Raw genomic sequence first — 22,367 nt, forward strand, 5'->3', positions numbered from 1 at the left:
AATTCTTAGAAAATGGGACTAATAAACCTCATTGAATGTTTAAATTGACAACTGAAATTATATATCAATTTAACAATTCATTCAAACAATTTGTTTTCACGGCTTCATGACGACACCCATTCGTTTCTTACCATTTATCTTGATTACTATAGGTTTATCGAAGCGAACGTGACGAATATAGTCAGTTTCAAAAAATGCCGTTTGTTCATTTAAAAAATCCACATCGAAGAAACCATCATTCTCAAGAAACGGGTTCACAGTGAAGTACCCAACACCGAAAGATGTGAGGTTCTGGAAGAAATGAGTGCCCTGGCTGGGCTCGATGCGATAGTTTTCCATCCCCGACTCCACTATTATTTTTGCCTGGGAGATATGAGGCCATTTAACAGGTATTCCAAGCCATGGATCAGAAGAACCCCATCTGCCAGGACCAACCAGTACATAGTTTTTTTCTGATGCCAGGAACTCCGCGTTGAGTCGTTCAATCTCACGTGCAATCATCGGATTTTTTGCAGCATTGAATGTATCCGTCTTCACATATATAATATCAAATACATCTTCCACCAATCCATTTCCAAGTGCATTCCTGGAGATAAGAATAGTATCACTGCTGTCTATCTTTTCAAGATTCTCATGCATCACCTCTCTGCTGTCGACAATAGGACGAATCTGCAGAACATAGAATGATGCATGTTTCTGATCAGCAATATCAACTGCAAATTCAATTTCGACAGGCCTCCCCATCTCTTTTTGTCCTGCTTTCAGAAGTTTATCCAGAATCTCTGCAAGTGGAAACATATCATGCTGAAGAATATTGGCAAATGAAACGATTTTCCTTCCACCCTCATAATACCCTTCACGAATAATCTGATCCTGCGGATCATATGTTGATGCAACATAACGCAAAGGACCGCTTTTCTCTGCCACTTTCAGACGAACCTTAAGCAGATTAAAACTATCATCCACACTAAAATCCTTTGTAACAGAATTCAGATCGAGAGCATAAAAGCTGGTTTGCGTATCTCTCAGAGCCAGTTCAATAGTACTCAGCTGAAGAATGTTGGATGTGTGAAGCGGAGAAAAACGGAGACCAATATTACCATCTACAATATATTTTCCTAATCCGAAAGCCATATTAATAATGCCATCCTCAGTTTTTTCATTGCCGATAGGATAATAGTTTATCGACCTGCCCACTCCTGATATTGCGGGATAATACAGATTATCATAACGTGACCCCACAACCTCCTGTAGTACAATTGCCATTTTTTCCTGATCTATAAGATTATGAGTAGCCGCCATATAAGCCTTACTGTCTCTGTAAAATACAGATGCATATACAGCTTTGATAGCATCACTGAGAAGTCGCACCATCATATACTTATCACTCACGTAAGGTATCATGTAAGTTGAATAGATACCTGCGAACGGCTGGTACTGTGAATCCTCGAGCAGACTAGAAGATCTGATGGCAATAGGAGACTCAATAGCTTCAAAGAACACAAGGAAGTCGCTCACCAACCTTTTTGGAAGTTTAGCAGCAAGAAAGTGATTGAGCATATCCTCATCTGACCGGTCGGCCAGAGCAATTGGATAGAGATCATTAGCCTCCATAAACTCATCAAAAATATCAGTACACAAAACAACCGTTTTAGGTGTCGTAACCGGGAAGTTCTGATGATTATTCAGCTCAAGGTGAGTTTTAACCATATAGCCGATAAATGCCAGACCTCTACCCTTTCCACCCAAAGAGCCATCACCAATACGGGCAAAATTTGAGTACTGATCGAATCTGTCCTTCTCAAATACAGCAACAACACCGGTATTCTTCATCCTGCGGTACTGTACAATAGTGGCATATATCAGTTCACGAGCATCATGCATGCTGGCATACTCAGAGACATCAATCTTCTTGAGCATTTCAGCCACGGGAAACATTGCACGTGAATAGAAAAATCTGGAAAAGTGATTATGAGAAAGGTGGTAATAGAGAGCATCATCAGGAATATTGCGAATATTCATCTGCAGCTCCTTAAGGTTTCTGATTCTGAATATCTCCTTGTTTGTATTTGGATCAGAAATTATAAAATCACCAAACCCAAGATTCTCCTTGATAGCTTTTCTAAGATCCTGTGGAAAGGTTTTGGAGTTTTTGTCAATAAACAGATCTTCCGCCTCATTAACATGCTCTCTGTTCTGAGACTCCGAAGATGTGAAAATAAGAGGGATGTCAACATCATAAGTTCTAATCCACTCCCCCAGTTTTTTTCCTGCCAGCTTATCTTTTACCCCATTACGACTGAAGCTCATGTCACTAATGACGCCAAGCATGTTGTCACCATACTTTTTGTAATATGAAACAGCCTCTTCGTAATTACGTGCAAGCAGTATTTTGGGACGTCCGCGCATCCTAAGCATCTGTAAATGTTCGTTCAGTGCCTCTTTTGAAAACTCCTTAGACTCTGAAAGAACAAATTTATACAGCAGTGGAAGAACAGAAGAATAAAAACGAACAGAGTCCTCCACAAGCATAATTGTCTGAACCCCTACAGTTTTCACATCATGTTCTACATTCATGTGGTCCTCGATTAACTTGATAATCGCCAGAAGCAGGTCGGTATCACCCAGCCAGCTGAATACATAATCGATTCCACTAAGATCCTCTCTGCTTAGGGACTGTGTTACCGCCTTAGAGAATGGAGTAAGCAATACCACCGGGATACTCGGATAATCTTTCTTAAGCTGCTTGGCAAGCACAAACGTCTCACCTGTATCCATATTTGGCATACAGATAATAAGCTCATAATGATTCTGCTTTAATTCAGCAAGAGCCTCCTTATTATTGCTTACCTGTGTGAACCGTGGCGGATATCTTAGATTAAGTGAGGTGTATTCATTAAAGATCTGTTCATCAACACGACCATCATCTTCAAGTATAAACATATCATATCTTGATGCAACCATAAGAATATTATATATACGCTTATTCATCAGTTTCACGAATGGTGTATCTCTGAATCTCAGCTGACTTATATCATGAGCTTTAATAACCGAACTGGATGTTTTGAACTTCATATTTTAATAGTTTCATGAGAACTTGCCTGCAACAACATGCCGGAGTACTTTATAACGGTGATACTTAACAGAAATCAAATATAAATTAAAAAAATGAACCGTTTATTGTTTTATCTCATTCTTTGCCTAAACTCACCAATAGAAATAGTAACTCAACACTCTTCAGAGCAATGCGCAGAACTCTTTATTGCTCGAAAACAGCACTCATAGAGTTGATGAGTCAATCGAAATAAATGAGAATAAAAGTAATAAAACATTAAATTAATTCTTATATTTACAAGTTGTATCCAATATAAAGCAGATCTGCAATAATATCAATTAATATTTAAGATATGAGAAACATTACGACCTTTTTAATTGCACTATTAATCTGTGCATCTGGTTATGCACAACAAGCTCTATGGGGTGGAGAAACAATAATATCGCCCGAGATACATGATGATAACAGTGTTACTTTCAGACTAAATGCTCCAAATGCAAAAAAAGTAGAGATTACAGGAGATTTCCTCCCTCCTCTGAAAATAGAGACCCCCAGAGGCATAAGTGAAGCTCCCGGGAGAGCAGAACTTGTTAAAAATGAAAAAGGTGTATGGGAATATAAAACAGAAGGACCACTCCCTTCTGAACTTTACAGTTACGCATTTTATGTGGACGGATTTCGTACTCTTGACCCTGCAAATGTTTTCATGATACGTGATGTGGCAACTGTTACCAGTCAGTTTATCATTGGTGATGGTCATGCAGATTACTATATAGTTAAAGATGTGCCACACGGATCAGTTACAAGAAGATGGTATGACAGTCCAACTCTTAAAGAACAACGACGTATTACAATTTACACTCCTCCCGGTTATGAAAGCAGTAACGAGACCTATCCTGTATTCTATCTCCTTCATGGTTCAGGAGGTGATGAAGAGGCATGGATTGCTTTAGGTCGCTCCGCACAAATTATGGATAACCTGATTGCTCAGGGTAAGGCTAAACCTATGATTGTGGTAATGCCCAACGGACATACCCAGAATGCTTCTGCACCAGGCGAATCAAGTCGCGAGTACCACCCCGCCATGGGAGGGGGACCTCGTGAAGCTGTGGCTACAATGGAAGATAGTTTTGGAGATATAATCAACTTTGTTGAGAGCAATTACAGAGTTAAAAAGGATAAAGCCAACCGCGCTATAGCAGGGTTGTCTATGGGAGGAAGACACTCAGCAGCAATCTCTGCCCAGTATGAGAACACCTTCGATTATATTGGAGTATTTTCAGCTCCTCCAATTTCGGCAGTGAGGATTGCAGATGAAGCAGAGAGAGCAAAAGCCGTGGATGAGTTTGTAAAGAAGCTTGAAGTACAGCAGAAAAATGGTTTCAAGCTCTACTGGATAGCATGTGGAAACAGCGACTTTGTATATCAGGAGCTCCCATTCTGTTTTAAAAAAATGGATGAGATAGGATTTAAATATACTTACAGAGAAAGTGATGGAGGCCATATATGGAGAAACTGGCGTATCTACCTCACTGAGTTTGCTCCGATGCTGTTTAAATAGATCAATTTCTAATTTACATATCTGTTTTTAAATGCCGTATGACAATTATTTCATACGGCATTTTTGTGGTAAACAGATATAATTAACCGATATAAAATAAGCATATTAACCATAAGCACTGTTCCTAATTTCCAAAAAAGTGACTAACTTTGTTAGTTGATATAAAATTCCGGCATCCTTTTTTTATGATTGATATGGATTCCTCAAAGAAAGAAATAAAATGAAAAAATCACTGCTTTTCTCCTTAGTTATTCTACTGGCCGCACTTGTGACCAGTGTAGTTTTATTGACATCTGGAAACGATCCGGTAAAAACTGAGATTGAAAAGCCTCAGGTGCTTTCGATGACAGCCTCAGTTTCTATTCCTGAAAGAATGACATTTGCGGGTGAGGAGATTGTTTTCGACCGTTATGATAAACGAGAGAGAATGGACCGGGAGCTGAACAGTTTCACCTATTTCCACTCAACGACAATGCTGTTGATAAAGAGGGCAAACCGCGTTTTTCCTATTATTGAACCGATACTTAAGAGAGAAGGTATTCCTGATGATATGAAATATCTTGCAGTGATTGAAAGCAATCTTGATCACAGAGCAGTATCACCTGCCAGTGCGGTTGGTTTATGGCAGTTTATACAGACGGCTGGTCGTGAAAACGGACTTGAAATAAGATCTGAAGTAGATGAGAGGTATCATATAGAAAAATCAACTGTTGCTGCATGCAAGTATCTCAAAAATGCATATAGGAGATATGGGTCATGGAGTGCTGCTTCAATGTCTTATAACGGAGGACAGGGAAGAATTACAAATGAACTGAGAAATCAGAAAGCAGAAGATGCACTTGATTTGTGGCTGGTGGAGGAAACCACCCGTTATTATTATCGTATGCTTGCTATAAAACAGATCTTTGAGAATCCGCAGCAATATGGTTTTGTAATAAAACCGGAACATCTTTACAAGCCCATGGAGTTTAAAAAGGTAGATGTTACAAGTACAATACCCGACCTTGTATCATTTGCCCGTGAACATGGTATTACTTATGCACAATTAAAGGATTTCAACTCTTGGCTAAGATCTGACAAGCTTAATAATGCTTCAGGGAAGAGGTACACTATACTTATTCCTACAGAGGAAGATCTGTACTATAAAAAAGGGGGTAAACCCAAAGTACATAATCCCGCCTGGGTTGTCGACTGAATATAGAATATGACATCTGAAACAGAACTTATAAATGTGTACGGAGCACGCGTACACAATCTTAAAAATATAGATGTAACAATCCCGCGTGACTCGCTGACGGTAGTTACCGGACTGAGTGGCAGCGGAAAATCATCTCTGGCTTTTGACACTATTTTTGCCGAAGGCCAGCGTCGTTATATCGAAACATTCTCAGCATATGCACGCGGTTTCTTAGGTAAACTTGAACGTCCCGATGTAGATAAGATTACAGGATTGAGCCCTGTGATCTCCATTGAACAAAAGACTACAAACAAGAACCCAAGATCGACTGTTGGAACCACAACTGAGATTTATGACTTCCTTCGTCTGCTGTATGCCCGTGCAGGGGAAGCCTATTCCTACATCACAGGCGAGAAGATGGTAAAATATACTGATGAACAGATTCTTGAACTAATTCTTGAGAAATATATCGGTAGGAAGATCTATATTCTTGCACCAGTTGTAAGGAACAGAAAAGGACACTACAAGGAACTATTTGAACAGATACGTAAAAAGGGTTATCTGAATGTGAGAGTAGACGGTGATATAAGGGAAATTCTACCCGGAATGAAAGTTGACCGCTACAAAAACCACAGCATAGAGATATTGATTGACAAGCTGGTGGTGTCAAATAAGTTTGAAGACAAGCTGAAAGCGAGTGTGAGAACAGCCATGAAGCAGGGAAACGGACTGATTCTTATATTGGATGTGGAAGCAGATGAGGTACGACATTATAGTCGCAGTTTAATGTGTCCCACTACAGGACTATCATACAGTGAGCCGGCCCCGCATAATTTCTCATTTAATTCGCCACAGGGAGCCTGCCCTCGCTGCAAGGGCCTTGGTGAACTGGATCAGGTGGATATTGAAAAGATAATACCTAATCCTGATCTAAGTATTGCAGCCGGTGGAATTGCTCCATTGGGTAAGGAGAAGAGCAATATGCTATTCTGGCAGATTGCTGCGATATGCGAAAAATATGGAGTAACCCTGAAAACAGCTATCAAAAACATTCCAGAGGAGGCTATTGATGAGATACTATATGGAACAAATGAGAGACTGAAAATAAAGAATGAGTCGCTTGGGAACTCCAACTACATGGTTTCTTACGAAGGAGTTACCAAATATATCGAGATGCAGCAGGAAGATGAAGCATCTGCTACTGCACAGAAATGGGCTGGACAGTTTATTACAACCTCAGTATGTCCGGAATGCAACGGTCAGCGCCTCAACAAGGAAGCCCTCCATTTTAAGATCAATGAAAAAAACATTGCAGAACTGGCCGATATGGATATACAGTCGCTTTACAACTGGTTTTCTGAATCCGTAACAGAAGTATCTGAAAAACAGAGATTGATTGTAAATGAGATAAAGAAAGAGATCTTGTCGCGATTACAGTTTCTGCTTGATGTGGGACTGGGCTACCTGTCCCTCTCACGTGCATCAGCATCACTATCGGGAGGTGAGAGTCAGCGTATCCGTCTTGCAACACAGATAGGATCTGAACTTGTAAATGTGCTTTACATTCTTGATGAACCAAGTATTGGACTACATCAGCGTGATAACCGCAGATTGATTGATTCACTGAAGAAACTGCGTGATACAGGCAATTCGGTTGTGGTGGTTGAGCATGACAAAGATATGATGCTGGCATCAGACTACATTGTTGATATGGGACCTTTTGCAGGCCGTAAAGGGGGAGAAGTAGTTTTTGCAGGCACCCCTGAAGAGATGCTGAAAAAGAATACCCTCACCTCAAATTACCTTAACGGCAAGCTTGAAATTGCTATTCCAAAAAACAGGAGAAAGGGAAACGGGAACTATCTAAAGATAATCGGTGCTTCGGGCAACAATCTGAAGAAGGTATCAGTAGCCCTTCCCCTGGGAACACTCACCTGTATAACCGGAGTATCGGGAAGCGGTAAATCCACACTTATAAATGACACACTTCAGCCAATACTTAGTCAGAAATTCTACAGGTCATTAAAAGACCCTCTACCATATGAGTCAGTAGAGGGAATAGAACATTTGGATAAAGTAGTCAGTGTTGACCAGTCGCCTATTGGCCGCACCCCCCGTTCTAACCCTGCTACTTATACCGGTGTATTCTCGGACATACGTAATCTTTTTGCCGGTATGCCGGAAGCAAAGATAAGAGGATATAAACCGGGAAGATTTTCATTTAATGTAAAGGGAGGCAGATGTGAAACATGCAAGGGCAACGGCTATAAAACAGTTGAAATGAATTTTCTGCCAGATGTAATGGTTCCATGTGAAAACTGCCACGGTAAGCGATATAACCGCGAGACACTGGAAGTACGATTCAAAGGGAAATCCATTGCTGATGTACTTGATATGACAATAAATGTAGCGGTTGAATTTTTCGAAAATGTGCCATCAATACTGCATAAGATAAAGGTATTGCAGGAAGTAGGATTAGGATACATAAAACTTGGTCAATCGTCCACAACCCTTTCAGGCGGAGAGAGTCAGCGTGTGAAACTTGCCACTGAACTTGCCAGGACCGATACAGGCAATACCATGTATGTTCTGGATGAACCGACAACCGGACTACATTTCGAAGATATCAGAGTATTATTAACTGTACTCAATAAACTTGTTGAAAAGGGTAACAGCGTAATAGTAATTGAGCATAATCTTGATATAATAAAATGTGCAGATTATATAATCGACCTGGGTCCCGAAGGAGGTGAAAGAGGTGGCTATATTCTTACAACCGGAACTCCTGAAGAGATAGTTAAAAATAGAGATAGCTATACTGCTGTTTACCTGAGAGAAGAGTTAGTGCAATAAAAATTCGGACAGAGTAAAAAAATTTTGTTCCAACGTGAACAATTATACAGACTCTTTGTTTACTATTTTGAAATCACTTGTTATTAAGAACAATTATAAATTAAGAAAATATAAAATAATGGCAAATATTACGTTTAAAGGCAACCCTGTGACTACGGTCGGAGAACTTCCTGTGAAGGGAAATACAGCTCCCGATTTTAGTTTAGTTGATGGCAAACTTAATGAAGTTAAACTTTCTGACTACAGAGGAAAAAATGTTGTACTCAACATTTTCCCAAGTCTGGATACCGGCACATGTGCTGCTTCAGTAAGACGTTTCAATAAAGAAGCTGCTGCTCTCAACAATACAGTGGTACTTGGAATATCTGCCGACCTGCCATTTGCAGCAGGAAGATTTTGCTCTGCAGAGGGCATAGAAAATGTAGTTACTCTTTCGAACTTCCGCGATGAATCTTTCGGTAAAGATTATGGCCTTCTTATGACTGATGGCCCGCTGAAGGGACTACTTGCCCGAGCGGTAGTAGTTGTAAATCCGGAAGGGAAAGTAGTATATACAGAACTGGTTCCTGAGATTGCACAAGAGCCGGATTATAATTCTGCAATCAACTCGATAGTGTAGTTTGTTTCATGAAGATTGTGTTAACAAGGGAGGTCTGCGAAGTGATTCGCGGACCTTTCGCTTTTTAAATAGAAGCTGCAAAAATAAACAATCTTATTGAAATTAGCGTTTAAAATGCAAGAAACTAATTTAATATATGTAAATATGAAAAGAACATTAGGTCTTATTCTGATTATTGGAGCTATGGTACTGGGATATCTGGGTATAAGAGATCTTGGCTCAAGTTCAACTTCAGTGGATATTCTGGGCATTGAGTTAAGCGCAGAAGACAATAAAGCTAAAGAGATGGCCTATGTTAAGATTGGCCTTGGAGTTGTTGCTTTAATTGCAGGTGTTTATCTTTTTGGAAAAAAGAGCAAGTGACATGAATTGAGTAGTTAATCCTTTTAAACTAAGTTTCTTTTTCCTAAATTTGTACTTTCAATTACAGATAACACTTTCACCAATATATGGTAAAAAGAAAAAGGAAAAGAACTTCCCCGTCCAAAAAAAAACGCACTGACTGGCTTCATTTGTTTAAAAGTGAGCGTACTCAATTTATATTGGGAGTTATTGTAGCTTTTGTCGGAATCTTCATGCTTCTGGCAATTATATCATTCTTTTTTACCGGTGCTGCCGATCAGAGCAAGGTACTCAATGTATCTTTCTGGCAACTTATCCGATCATCTAACCTTGAGGTGGACAACTGGACAGGCGCAGGTGGTGCTTTTATAGCTGAAAGACTTGTAAACGACTGGTTCGGGTTATTCTCTTCACTAATACCAATCTTCTTTATTTATATTGGCCTGCGTCTGATGCGGGTTTCAAAGTTTTCTTTTATTAAGGCACTGTTTGCTACGGCATTTGGATTGATATGCGGATCCATTTCAAGTGCATTTATTCTTGACAATATACTTCCTGACTCACATGTAAAATGGGGAGGAGCCCACGGTATTGAGATTGAACGATTCCTGGAGAGCAGTATTGGCTGGCCAGGTATAATACTGCTGATAATTCTTTTTATAGTTATCATTGTTGTGACTGTTAGAAGAAGTAATATGCATAAAATTCAGCAGACGCTTGTGGATAACAAGCCTTCATTTTTGAAGTTTGAAGAATCTGTTGAATCAGAAGCAACTATTGAACCTGATTTGCCTGAAAAAGAAAATAAACCGGGCATTTTTTCAAAACTATTCAGTTCGATCAAAGAAAAGCTCTCTTCAAATAACGGTACCGACATAGAGGAAGAGACAAGTCCTGAAGAAGAGATAGAGGAACCAATTGAAACAGAGACAAAAACTGCTGATAGCTTAACACCCAAATATGTGGTTAAGCCGGATGATGACTTTGAAATCATCGTTCCAAAAGATGATGAGACAGATTCTCTGCCTGCAGATGATGATAAAGAGAATAAAAGAGACCTCTCATTTATTACGAATGGAAACCAGGAGGCATATGACCCTAAAAAGGATCTTTCGATGTTTAAGTTTCCGACACTCGATCTTCTGAAGGTTTACAATACAGGTGACAGGGAGATAAATATGGCTGAGCAGAATGAGAATAAAGACAAAATCATCTCTACGCTCAGAAACTACGGAATCGAGATAACTTCGATAAAAGCAACAGTTGGACCAACCATCACACTATATGAGATTGTTCCACAGGCAGGTGTAAGAATATCCAAGATCAGGAATCTAGAAGATGATATTGCATTAAGTTTATCAGCACTTGGAATTCGTATTATTGCACCCATGCCAGGGAAAGGAACGGTTGGCATTGAGGTGCCAAACAAGGACCCTCAGATTGTATCTATGCATTCTGTTTTATCATCCAAGCGATATCAGGAGTGTAACTATGAGCTTCCTGTTGCATTAGGTAAAACAATTACCAACGAGGTTTTTATTTTTGACCTTACCAAGATGCCTCATCTACTGGTGGCAGGTGCTACTGGGCAGGGAAAATCGGTGGGACTAAACGCGATCATCACCTCTCTGCTATATAAAATGCATCCTGCTGAGATGAAGATGGTTCTGATAGACCCTAAGATGGTTGAGTTCAACATCTATTCTATTATAGAAAACCATTATCTTGCTAAACTTCCGGATGAAGATAAGCCTATAATCACAGATGTTTCAAAGGTGACACAGACTCTGAACTCACTTACAAAGGAGATGGATGATCGTTATGAGTTGCTCATGAAAGCTCATGTACGTGCTATCAGGGAGTACAATGAGAAATTTATAAACAGGAGGTTAAATCCAAACAATGGTCACAGATATCTGCCATATATTGTTGTGGTAATTGATGAGTTTGGTGACCTTATTATGACTGCCGGCAAAGAAATTGAGATGCCAATTGCCCGTATTGCACAAAAGGCACGAGCTGTTGGTATACATATGATTATAGCCACACAGAGACCTACAACAAATATTATAACCGGTACAATCAAGGCTAACTTCCCTGCCAGGATGGCTTTCCGTGTAACATCGCAAATCGACTCCCGCACTATACTCGACATGAGTGGTGCCAACCAGCTTATTGGACGAGGTGATATGCTTTTCTCACAGGGAAGTACGCTGACACGTATTCAGTGCGCATTTGTGGATACACCTGAGCTGGATGATATAACTAAATACATAGGAAAACAACAGGGCTATGATGCTGCTTATCCTCTGCCTGAAGTGATCTCGGATGCAGAAGCAGCTCCAGGTGCTGTTGATTTGAACGATAGGGATGTGCTGTTTGAAGAGGCGGCTAGATTAATTGTTGTACATCAGCAAGGATCAACTTCACTTATTCAGCGTAAGTTCTCGATTGGGTATAACCGTGCCGGCCGACTAATGGATCAACTGGAAGCAGCCGGAATTGTGGGCGGGGCACAGGGCAGTAAACCGCGTGAAGTATTTATTCAGGACGAGTATTCACTTGAAAAGCTGCTTGATTCATTGAATTAATGCTTAATTGATATTAAACCGAAAACTGATTCTCCTGTCAGTATTGTACATTTATATAATTATGAATTGTGTATAAAAGACTGACTAAATAATTAATATTATTCATATGAAACGTTTAGCATCAATACTTCTGGTTTTATCAATTACAGTAATCGCCATTGCGCAAGACTCATCACAGTCAAGAGCTATACTTGATAAAACTCACTCAGCATACATGCTGTCTGATGGTATTAAATTATCGTTCACCTCTGCTATGGGTGAGGCTGGATCAAATGATTTTGATTCTCAAAAAGGGGAAGCATTCATTAAAGGTAACAAGTTCAGACTTGAGATGGAAGATATGATTATATGGTTTGACGGAACTACTCAATGGGTACTACTTAAAGATGTTGATGAAGTAAATATAAGCAACCCTACAGAGAGTGAACTGGCCACTGTTAGTCCTGTAGCACTTTTAAGTATATATAAAGAGGGATATACATTGAAAGCACCTGTAACAAAAACTGTTAACGGAAAGAGCGTGTATTCGATAGATATGAACCCAATTGCAGTAAACAGTGATATAAAGTCGATATCAGTCGCAGTTGACAAAACCAACAATCGTCTTGTTCAGGTAATTTTAACCATGAGTAATGATTTGCTTACCAAGATAGATATCACAGACTACAATGATAACTTCAAGTATAACGACAGTGAGTTTACTTTCAATAAAAACAATCATCCCGGTGTTGAAATTGTGGATCTCAGGTAGTTGATTTCCACTATATATTTTCCATTTAATATAAATAGATTAATGTAATATCTGTTTCAGATATAATGGAATAGTAGTATCTTTGAGATAAATAAACTATCAAAATAAAGAAATTAATATGAATGAAAAAGTTCGTGTACTGATCCTGGGATCAGGACCGGCAGGTTATACTGCGGCTATTTATGCTGCAAGAGCAAACCTGAACCCTGTACTTTATGAGGGTCTGGAACCTGGTGGTCAGCTAACAACCACAACTGAGGTAGAAAACTATCCAGGTTACCCTGATGGTGTAACAGGCCCGGCCATGATGGAGGACTTCAAAAAGCAGGCTATTAAATATGGTGCTAAAGTATTACCAGGGAGAGCAACTGCTGTTGATTTCTCGACACGTCCTCTGAAGGTGACTATTGATAACGAAAAGGTTATTGAAACTGATACTGTTATAATTTCCACAGGTGCTACTGCAAAGTATCTGGGACTAGAAGATGAGACTAAATATGCAGGTCAGGGTGTATCTGCATGCGCTACTTGTGACGGTTTCTTTTACAGAAAGAAAAAGGTTGCAGTTGTAGGTGGTGGCGACACTGCATGTGAAGAGGCTACTTACCTCTCTGGTCTTGCTGACAAGGTTTATATGATTGTTCGAAAACCATATCTGCGCGCTTCTCAGATTATGCAGGACAGAGTGATGAATAATCCAAAGATTGAAATATTGTTTGAGCATAATGCAGTAGGTCTGTTTGGAGATAATGGCGTTGAAGGAGTTCATCTTGTTAAAAGGATGGGTGAAGCAGATGAGGAAAAGGTGGATATAGCAGTTGATGGATTTTTCCTGGCCATTGGTCACAAACCTAATACAGAGATTTTCAAAGATTATATCGAACTCGATAATGTTGGGTACATTAAAACTGAGCATCCATACACAAGAACAAATGTTGAAGGAGTATTTGCTTGTGGTGATGTGGCAGATCCTATATATCGTCAGGCAGTTACTGCAGCAGGAACGGGTTGCCGTGCAGCTATGGATGCAGAACGTTATCTGAGCGAAAAAGGTTTATAATACTCACTTGTTGAGAAAAACATAAATTATTGGTGCCTCCGGCTTAATTAGTCGGAGGCATTTTTTTATACCTGAGTCTATACCTTAATTACACACTTTTTAAATGACAATCTGTGTTAAATATGGATTAATTGAGAAGAGCCGCAATTATAAAACTATTCTCGATACAAGTATCTTTAATTAAATAAGATATAACCATAATTATTATTAATATTATTTATTAATTATGCCTTTTATACTCATTCCATTTTATTAATAAAAATATTTATTTTACTTTTGTGTTTATATATTTAATTTATTAGTCCTATTTTTTAAATTCTCATTATTTATTAAGTTGGAAATATAAATTTATATACTAATTTAATTGATTAATCAACTAGTAATTAACTAAAAACGCGAGAATGAAATGAAAAAATGCAAACAATTAGGCTACAGAAGCTTTGTTACTCTTATTTTGAGCTTCTTCGCCTTAACAATCTCTGCACAAACAGTTACCGTGAGTGGTAATATTACCGATGATACCGGCTTCGAAGTTATCGGGGCGACAGTTATCGTTGAAGGTGATGCGACTCGTGGTACTGTTACCGACATTGACGGTAATTATACCCTAACTGATGTGCCGGCAAGTGGAAACCTGCAAATCAGTTATGTTGGTATGAGAACACAGGTAGTTCCGGTTAATGGCAGAACAACAATCGACATTGTTCTGGCAACAGACACAGAACTTCTGGACGAGGTAGTAGTGGTAGGTTACGGTACTCAGAAAAAAGTGAACGTTACCGGATCTGTATCTGCTATCGACTCAAAATCATTAGAATCAAGACCTGTACAGAATGTATCCCAGGCTCTTCAAGGTGTTATACCGGGATTGAACTTGACACAATCCAGTGGAGTTGGTGGAACACTTGACAGCCAGATGTCTATTAATATTCGTGGAGCAGGTACAATTGGAAGTGGCTCCAACTCATCACCTCTTATTTTAATTGATGGTGTAGAAGGAAACATTAATGCAATCAACCCTGCTGATATTGAGAGTATCTCTGTACTGAAAGATGCTGCATCTTCATCTATTTATGGTGCACGTGCAGCTTTTGGTGTTATTCTTGTAACGACTAAATCAGGTAAGAGCGGGAAGCCAAGTATTTCATATCAGGCTAATATCCGTTTTTCAGATGCTAATCAGGTACCTAAGATGCTTGATTCATACAGATTTGCTCAGTACTTCAACGAAGCTGCAAGAAATTCGGGACAGGGAGCTATTTTCTCTGAAGAGGCACTGCAGAACATACTTGACTATCAGGCTTACCAGAATGGAACATTCACAGGTGAGCTGACTGACAGAAACAGAGACGCCGTAATGTATGGAACTACTGCAGGAAGCAATAACAGATGGCTTCTGTACGGTGGTGCTAATGCAAACACTGACTGGTTTGCTGAAATGTATCGTGACTGGGTACCATCACAGGAACACAATATGAGTGTTAGTGGTGGTAGTGATAAAATAACGTATTTAATAAGTGGGAACTTCCTTGATCTGAATGGGTTGATTCGTCATGGAAAAGACAATTTCAACCGTTATTCTATAAATGGAAAGATATCTGCAGAACTTGCAGATTGGGTAACTCTGAATTACAGCAGTCGTTGGGTACGTGAAGAGTATTCAAGACCTTCTTATATGACTGGTCTGTTCTTCCATAACATTGCAAGACGTTGGCCTACAAACCCTGTAATTGACCCTAATGGTCACTATCATGAAGGTAATGAAATCCTTCAGATGAGAGATGGTGGTGTTGATAAAAGCGAGAAAGATTATCTGTACCAGCAGCTACAGTTTGTATTTGAACCTGTAAAAGACTGGTATATCAGAGCAGAAGGTAACTACAATACAATCAATCGTTTTAACCACTGGGATGTATTGCCTATTTATGGATATGATACAAACAATCAGCCATTTGCTGCTCCATGGCAAGGTGGTGACGCAGGCAAATCCAACATTTATGAAGGTGCTACTAAAGACAACTTCGCTTCTGTAAATGTATACTCAGACTACACTTTTTCTCTTGCTGATGCTCACACATTCACTGTAATGGGTGGTACAAATATCGACTTGATGAAAACAAGAAACCTGGGTGGTTCAAAACAGGACTTAATAACTCCTCTGGTTCCAACACTTAATACTGCTACCAATCCGACACCAAGTATCTCTGGCGGGTACGGACACTGGGCAAATCTTGGTTTCTTCAGCAGATTAAACTATAACTACAAAGAAAAATATCTTTTCGAAGCTAACGTAAGACGTGACGGATCTTCAAGATTCGTTGGTGATAAGAGATGGGGTACTTTCCCTTCATTCTCTGTTGGATGGAATATGGCTCATGAAGATTTCTTCGCTCCACTTGCTGACAAAATAAGCATGTTTAAACTAAGAGCATCTTGGGGTCAGCTTGGAAATATGAATACAAGCAGTTGGTATCCATTCTTCCTGTCAATGCCTGTTAGTTCAAGTGCAGGTAATTGGTTAGTTGATGGCAGAAAACCAAACATCTCTTCTGCTCCTGGAATTGTAAGCTCATTAATGACATGGGAAACTATTCAGTCTTGGAACCTTGGTTTGGACTGGAACTCACTCAATGGACGTTTTACAGGTGCATTTGATGTCTTTAACCGTACAACAAAGGATATGATTGGACCTGCACCAGAATTGTCTTCTATCTTAGGTACAGGCGTTCCAAGAGTTAACAACGCAGACATGGAGTCTTACGGTTGGGAGCTTGAGGTTAACTGGAGAGATATGATCCAGGATTTCTCATATGGTGTGAAGCTTGTACTTTCTGATGACCAGCAAAGAATTACTCGTTATCCAAACGATACTTATAGCTTAAGTACATGGTATAACGGTCGTATGAACGGTGAAATATGGGGTTATACAACAGAAGGAATTGCAAAATCTGATGCAGAGATGCAAGCCCACTTAGAAAACAACAGACCTGTATGGGGAAGTAACTGGGCTGCTGGTGATGTTATGTATAAAGACCTGAATGGTGATGGTGTTGTAAACAATGGAGCTAACACTCTTGATGATCATGGAGATATGACCATAATTGGCAACAGCATTCCTCGCTATAAGTTTGGTGTTACTCTTGATGCAGCATGGAAAGGAATCGACTTAAGAGTATTCTTCCAGGGAGTAGGAAAAAGAGACTATATGCTTGGCGGACCATATTTCTGGGGTGCTTCAGGAGGTATGTGGCAATCAACCGCCTTCGAAGAGCATTGGGATTTCTTCCGTGACGAAGACAACCCTCTTGGAGCAAACTTAGATGCATATTATCCAAGACCACTTTTCTCAGGCGAAGGAAAGAACCAGTACACACAAACAAGATATCTGCAGAATGCAGCATATCTGAGACTTAAGAATATTCAACTAGGATATACCTTACCAAGCAGTATTGTTAATAAAGCTGGTATGCAGAATGTACGTTTTTATATCTCAGGTGATAACCTTTTGACTTTATCAGAGATTACAGGTGTATTTGATCCTGAACTCCTTGGTGGAGACTGGGGTAACGGTAAACTATACCCACTTAGCAAGGTTATTTCTGTTGGTTTGAATATTAACTTTTAATCAATAACAACAATAAGATGAATACTATATATAAACATTTTTTATTAATTATTGGAGTATTGGTTCTATCTCTCACTTCTTGTGAGGACTTCCTGGACAGAGAGCCTCTGGACCAGGTTGGACCAAACCAATTCCTCAGTTCTGAAAGCGATCTTGCTTCATTTCCCATTAACTATTACTCTTCTTTGTTCAGCACTCATGGTGGATGGAGCACAGGTATAGGCCGTTTGGATGACCACACTGACAATCAGGCTACATCAAATCCTAATCTTGGTTTATATGAACCGGGAAACCGTTTGGTTCCACAAAATGGTGACTTAGGTTTTGGAAATATCAGGGCATTTAACTTCTTCCTTCAGGAGGTGTTACCAAAAAGAACTGACAATGCACTTTCAGGAAACACACTGATGATAGATCACTATATTGGTGAAGTATATATGCTAAGAGCAATGGCTTATTTTGACAGACTAAAAACCTATGGTGACTTCCCAATTGTAACCACAGTTCTTCCTGATCAGGAGGAGATTCTGGTTGCAGCAGCTGAACGTAAGCCACGTAATCTTGTTGCACGTCAAATAATTTCTGACCTGGACTCTGCAATATTACTTATGCAGAATGGTGTATCGAATAAAACAAGACTCACCAAAGATGCAGCACTCTTAGCTAAATCAAGAGTAGCACTTTATGAAGCATCTTTCCTTAATTATCACAGAGGCACACCACGTGTACCGGGTGAAGCAGGCTGGCCGGGTGCTTCTATGAGCTACAACAGCGGTTTCTCAATCAATCTTGATAGTGAGATCGACTGGTTCCTGGATCAAGCTATGGATGCAGCAAAACAGGTCGCAGATAAAATTGAGTTAACAGCTAACTCTGGTGTATTAAATCCTCCTTCAAGAGCAGAATTTGCAGGATGGAATCCATATTTTGACATGTTCTCTTCAAGAGACATGGGTAAATTCGATGAAATATTATTCTGGCGTCAATATGATCTTTCACTTTCTATTACACATGGTGTAACTATATATATTGAAAGAGGAGCAAATACAGGATTAACAAAAGGTTTTGTTGATGGCTTCCTGATGAAGAACGGTCTGCCTATCTATGCACAAGGTTCAGAATACAAAGGAGATACATTCATCACTGATCTGAAAGAGAATCGTGATGAGCGTCTTCAGCTTTTCCTTTTTGATGAAGATGATCCAGTACACATTAAGAGTGATTCAGCCATCTTTACTGCACCGCTGATTATCAACCTTCAGGAGGTTAGAGACGTTACAGGTTACAGATCAAGAAAATTCATGAACTATGATCCTTCTGAAGCACCGGGTTCTGATTTGACAGCAACTGCAGGTTCTCCAATCTTCCGTGCTGCAGAAGCTTATCTGAACTATATAGAGGCTTCTTACATGAAGAAAGGAACTATTGATGCTGTTGCAGACAGATACTGGAGAGCTTTGAGAACAAGAGCCGGTGTTGATGCTGATTACAATAAAACTATTACTGCTACAGATATGAGTATTGAGGCTCTGGGTGACTGGGGTGCATATTCAGGTGGTACTTTGGTTGATCCTACTCTTTATAACATCCGTCGTGAACGCAGAAATGAATATCTGAGTGAAGGTATTCGTTATGATGACCTTATCAGATGGAGAGCTATGGATCAGGTTAAAAACTATATAATTGAAGGATTCAATTTATGGGATGAGGCATATAAGAACTCTATCTATACAGATCCTAAACCAGGTGAAGTGACAAGTGCAGGATTGGTTGATGATGGTAGTTCAGATGCTAATGTTTCAAGTAGAGACTTAAGTAAATATCTGCGTCCATATCAGATTCTGAATTCATCTACAAATACAATATTTAATGGTTACAACTGGTCGGAAGCCAATTATCTGGCACCAATTCCATTTAGACAGATGCAGCTTGCCTCACCTGATGGAACAGCAGATAATTCAAATCTGTATCAGAATCCATATTGGCCGGCACAACCAAATGCTAAGGCAGAAAGATAATTTGGATTTACATTCATGACATAAAGAAGGGCCGCTCCTGTGAGCGGTCTTTTTTTTACCCTGTTTTCTCGAACAATATTTTAAATAAGTGAAAAATATAGCTATTTTTGTTACAGCAACACAAAAAAACCACTCTTATGAAAAAAATTCTTATACTATCATTACTACTATTATCTCAAATGGTGGCGTCTGCACAACAACTGGAAGGTGTGTATAAAAACGGGAACGACTCGATAATTTTCATGGGAGAAAAGGTTTCATTCAGAATTACAGGTTTTGCGGGACTATCCACAGTTCAGGTTGGCGAAGGAAGTTATGAATTAATTGAAAATTTCATGCTTATAAATACGACTGACTATCCCGGACATAAAACATCCTATTCATCGCAGGATGCAATTAGCGAGGATACGTGCAGAGTAAGAGTGGTAAGTATTGACAATTACCCTGTTCAGGGTATTCTTGTGGAATCTAAAAACAGCTCAGGTAAAGTTTTGAATGCCGGTGTTACAGATAGCAATGGAAGTGTAATATTTACTGATTTTGATAAAATAGGCAAGATAACAGCCTTTGCAATGGGATATCACCCTATTACATTTGATTTTAGTATGGGTAAGGATTATATTATAAAAATTGCCGAGAATGATATTATTGAAAACAGGACTGTTGCTTTCAGAATAAATATAATAGATGATAAATCATTCTCCATTTTACTACTTTCCGATGATTTGAAAACTAATAAAGATTTGGAGAAAGAGCTTACTAAACTAAACAAACGAGCCAGTAAATCAAATTTAATTGAGAAAAGATTCACTAAAGAACTCCCAATTTTTATAAGATAGTTACTGGCTATTAGTTGCTTTTCTGATTAATTGTTTCAGTTGAAAATGTATATCAGAGCCTGTGTTAAGACAACTTTTGTCTCACGATAGCAGAAATGGTTCCACCATCAGCTTTTCCACCAAGTTCTTTTGTGGCTATACCCATAACTCTTCCCATATCTTTCATAGTGGAAGCGCCTGTGTCGGCAATTATTCTCATGACTTCTGCCTCTATTTCTTCTTTTGAAAGCTGTTTAGGTAAATATTCCTGGATAACCTTCATCTGCTCAATCTCAGTTTCTGCCAGATCTTCCCTACCCTGCTCTTTATATATTTCAGCACTCTCCTTGCGTTGTTTTACCATCTTTTGAAGAATAGCTATTGCTTTATCATCTGCAAGTTCATCTGCTGCACCTTTAGCAGTCTTAGCTTCCAGAAACTCTTTCTTTACCCCTCTTAATGCATCAAGACGGACCTTATCTTTAGCCAGCATTGCTTTTTTTATCTCTTCTGTGATAGTATCGAATAGTGTCATAACAGTTATCTTTTTTCAAATGATTTTAAATGTATTTGTACCTGAATTATAAAATATAAAATTCATCTCTTAGTCGAACAGAGTAGCCGACTGGTTAAGTTTATCTATATGATATGTTCTGGGATTAAAAGTTCTATCCCTTTTAAATACCGGGTTCTTCTCCAAAGCCTCCAGAATCTTATCATCGTCCAGCTCCTCTAAAGTAAGTATAAATGGCTCCTGTCTGTAATTGTTTGCTGAAAGAGTTTCCAATCCGGCTTTTCCATAATACTTCTCAATAAGCTCCTTATCTTTGATCTCGCGTTTTCGCTCTTCATCTTCCTGAATCTTACGCTGTAGCTCATCAGCTTTACTCTCTTCCAGTTTAATCTCTTCTATACCGGGAACATTATTAATTGAGAATCCAGTCGCCAGCAGCGTCACCTTAACCTCTTTATCCAGTGATTCATCAACTGCAGCACCCCAGATTACTTCAATATCATTACTGAATTTTGACATAAAATCATGAAGTGCATTCATCTCTTCCATCATCAAAGGATTTTCTTCTCCAAAGCAGAGATTTATCAATATTTTCTTAGAGTTGAAAACATCGTTATTGTTGAGCAGAGGAGAGTGCAGAGCGTCTTTTATGGCCTCATTAATACGGTCACTTCCTGTTCCTTTTCCACTACTCATTATGGCCACTCCACCATCTTTTAATGTAGTATTTACATCAGCAAAGTCGAGATTAACATGACCATGTACAGTGATGATTTCCGCAATGCTCTTTGCAGCAGTGGTAAGAGTATCATCAGCTTTGGCAAATGCATTAAGTACAGTAAGATCACTATATATATCACGCAGACGTTCGTTGTTTATTACAAGCAAAGCATCTACATTCTTGGCAATCTCTTCTACACCTTTTAGAGCCTGAACAATTTTTCTGGATCCTTCGAACACAAAAGGTATAGTAACAATTCCTACTGTAAGAATACCTAACTCTTTGGCTACACGGGCAATTACAGGGGCTGCTCCAGTTCCGGTTCCACCACCCATTCCCGCAGTAATAAATACCATGCGTGTACCATCGTTAAGCAGATCTTCAATCAGATCCACACTCTCTTCAGCGGCTTTTCTGGCGATTTCAGGTTTGTTCCCGGCACCTAATCCACCGGTTGTAGTTGTACCTAACTGAACTTTTACAGGTACCGGAGATTCCATCAAAGCCTGATTATCTGTATTACATAATGCAAATGAGACATTATGAATACCTTCTCTGAACATATGATTTACGGCGTTACCGCCACCTCCACCAACACCAATTACTTTAATAATTGCGTCTGTATGACTCTCTATTTGAAAATCTAATAAATCGTAATCCAT

General features: G+C 39.2%; 14 protein-coding genes. 11 read left to right on the top strand and 3 right to left on the bottom strand.

Annotation, left to right across the window (positions count from 1 at the left end; translation table 11 throughout):
* Positions 1-96 precede the first annotated feature (96 nt).
* Positions 97-3,075, bottom strand: a complete 2,979-nt coding sequence (locus PHO43_RS01660; protein WP_288011062.1) for a PEP/pyruvate-binding domain-containing protein — start codon at positions 3,073-3,075, stop codon at positions 97-99.
* Positions 3,076-3,407: 332 nt separating this feature from the next.
* On the opposite strand from PHO43_RS01660, the gene PHO43_RS01665 reads away from it, so the two are divergent.
* The 11 genes from PHO43_RS01665 (at position 3,408) to PHO43_RS01715 (ending at position 20,491) form a co-directional block, all read left to right on the top strand.
* A complete protein-coding gene (locus tag PHO43_RS01665; RefSeq protein ID WP_288011064.1) occupies positions 3,408-4,616 on the top strand; it encodes an esterase in 1,209 nt (402 codons plus the stop codon).
* 220 nt (positions 4,617-4,836) lie between these two features.
* Positions 4,837-5,811, top strand: a complete 975-nt coding sequence (locus PHO43_RS01670) for a lytic transglycosylase domain-containing protein (RefSeq protein WP_045088948.1) — start codon at positions 4,837-4,839, stop codon at positions 5,809-5,811.
* Positions 5,812-5,820: 9 nt separating this feature from the next.
* Positions 5,821-8,646 (top strand): excinuclease ABC subunit UvrA, encoded by a 2,826-nt coding sequence (gene uvrA, locus PHO43_RS01675; protein ID WP_045088947.1) that lies wholly within the window; start codon positions 5,821-5,823, stop codon positions 8,644-8,646.
* 118 nt (positions 8,647-8,764) lie between these two features.
* Complete coding sequence (tpx, locus tag PHO43_RS01680; RefSeq protein WP_045090764.1) at positions 8,765-9,265, top strand: thiol peroxidase; 501 nt, start codon at positions 8,765-8,767, stop codon at positions 9,263-9,265.
* A 144-nt stretch (positions 9,266-9,409) separates the two neighbouring features.
* A complete protein-coding gene (locus PHO43_RS01685; protein WP_154904838.1) occupies positions 9,410-9,628 on the top strand; it encodes a hypothetical protein in 219 nt (72 codons plus the stop codon).
* Positions 9,629-9,714: 86 nt separating this feature from the next.
* Complete coding sequence (locus PHO43_RS01690; protein ID WP_288011066.1) at positions 9,715-12,198, top strand: FtsK/SpoIIIE family DNA translocase; 2,484 nt, start codon at positions 9,715-9,717, stop codon at positions 12,196-12,198.
* 106 nt (positions 12,199-12,304) lie between these two features.
* Entirely contained in the window at positions 12,305-12,949 is a 645-nt protein-coding gene (gene lolA1, locus PHO43_RS01695; protein WP_045088944.1) for an outer membrane lipoprotein periplasmic chaperone LolA1, read from the top strand.
* 118 nt (positions 12,950-13,067) lie between these two features.
* Positions 13,068-14,009: a thioredoxin-disulfide reductase gene (trxB, locus tag PHO43_RS01700; RefSeq protein ID WP_045088943.1), complete on the top strand. Its 942-nt coding sequence runs from the start codon at positions 13,068-13,070 to the stop codon at positions 14,007-14,009.
* Between the two features lie 406 nt (positions 14,010-14,415).
* Positions 14,416-17,634: a SusC/RagA family TonB-linked outer membrane protein gene (locus PHO43_RS01705; RefSeq protein ID WP_045088942.1), complete on the top strand. Its 3,219-nt coding sequence runs from the start codon at positions 14,416-14,418 to the stop codon at positions 17,632-17,634.
* Positions 17,635-17,651: 17 nt separating this feature from the next.
* On the top strand, positions 17,652-19,652 hold the full coding sequence (locus tag PHO43_RS01710; protein WP_053826798.1) for a RagB/SusD family nutrient uptake outer membrane protein: 2,001 nt from the start codon (positions 17,652-17,654) through the stop codon (positions 19,650-19,652).
* A 137-nt stretch (positions 19,653-19,789) separates the two neighbouring features.
* Complete coding sequence (locus tag PHO43_RS01715; protein ID WP_288011069.1) at positions 19,790-20,491, top strand: hypothetical protein; 702 nt, start codon at positions 19,790-19,792, stop codon at positions 20,489-20,491.
* A gap of 64 nt (positions 20,492-20,555) precedes the next feature.
* On the opposite strand, the gene PHO43_RS01720 is transcribed toward PHO43_RS01715, so the two are convergent.
* On the bottom strand, positions 20,556-21,005 hold the full coding sequence (locus PHO43_RS01720) for a GatB/YqeY domain-containing protein (protein WP_045088939.1): 450 nt from the start codon (positions 21,003-21,005) through the stop codon (positions 20,556-20,558).
* A gap of 69 nt (positions 21,006-21,074) precedes the next feature.
* On the bottom strand, positions 21,075-22,367 hold the full coding sequence (gene ftsZ, locus PHO43_RS01725) for a cell division protein FtsZ (RefSeq protein WP_045088938.1): 1,293 nt from the start codon (positions 22,365-22,367) through the stop codon (positions 21,075-21,077).

This window comes from Lascolabacillus sp., assembly GCF_028696275.1.
Lineage (GTDB): Bacteria > Bacteroidota > Bacteroidia > Bacteroidales > Dysgonomonadaceae > Proteiniphilum > Proteiniphilum massiliensis.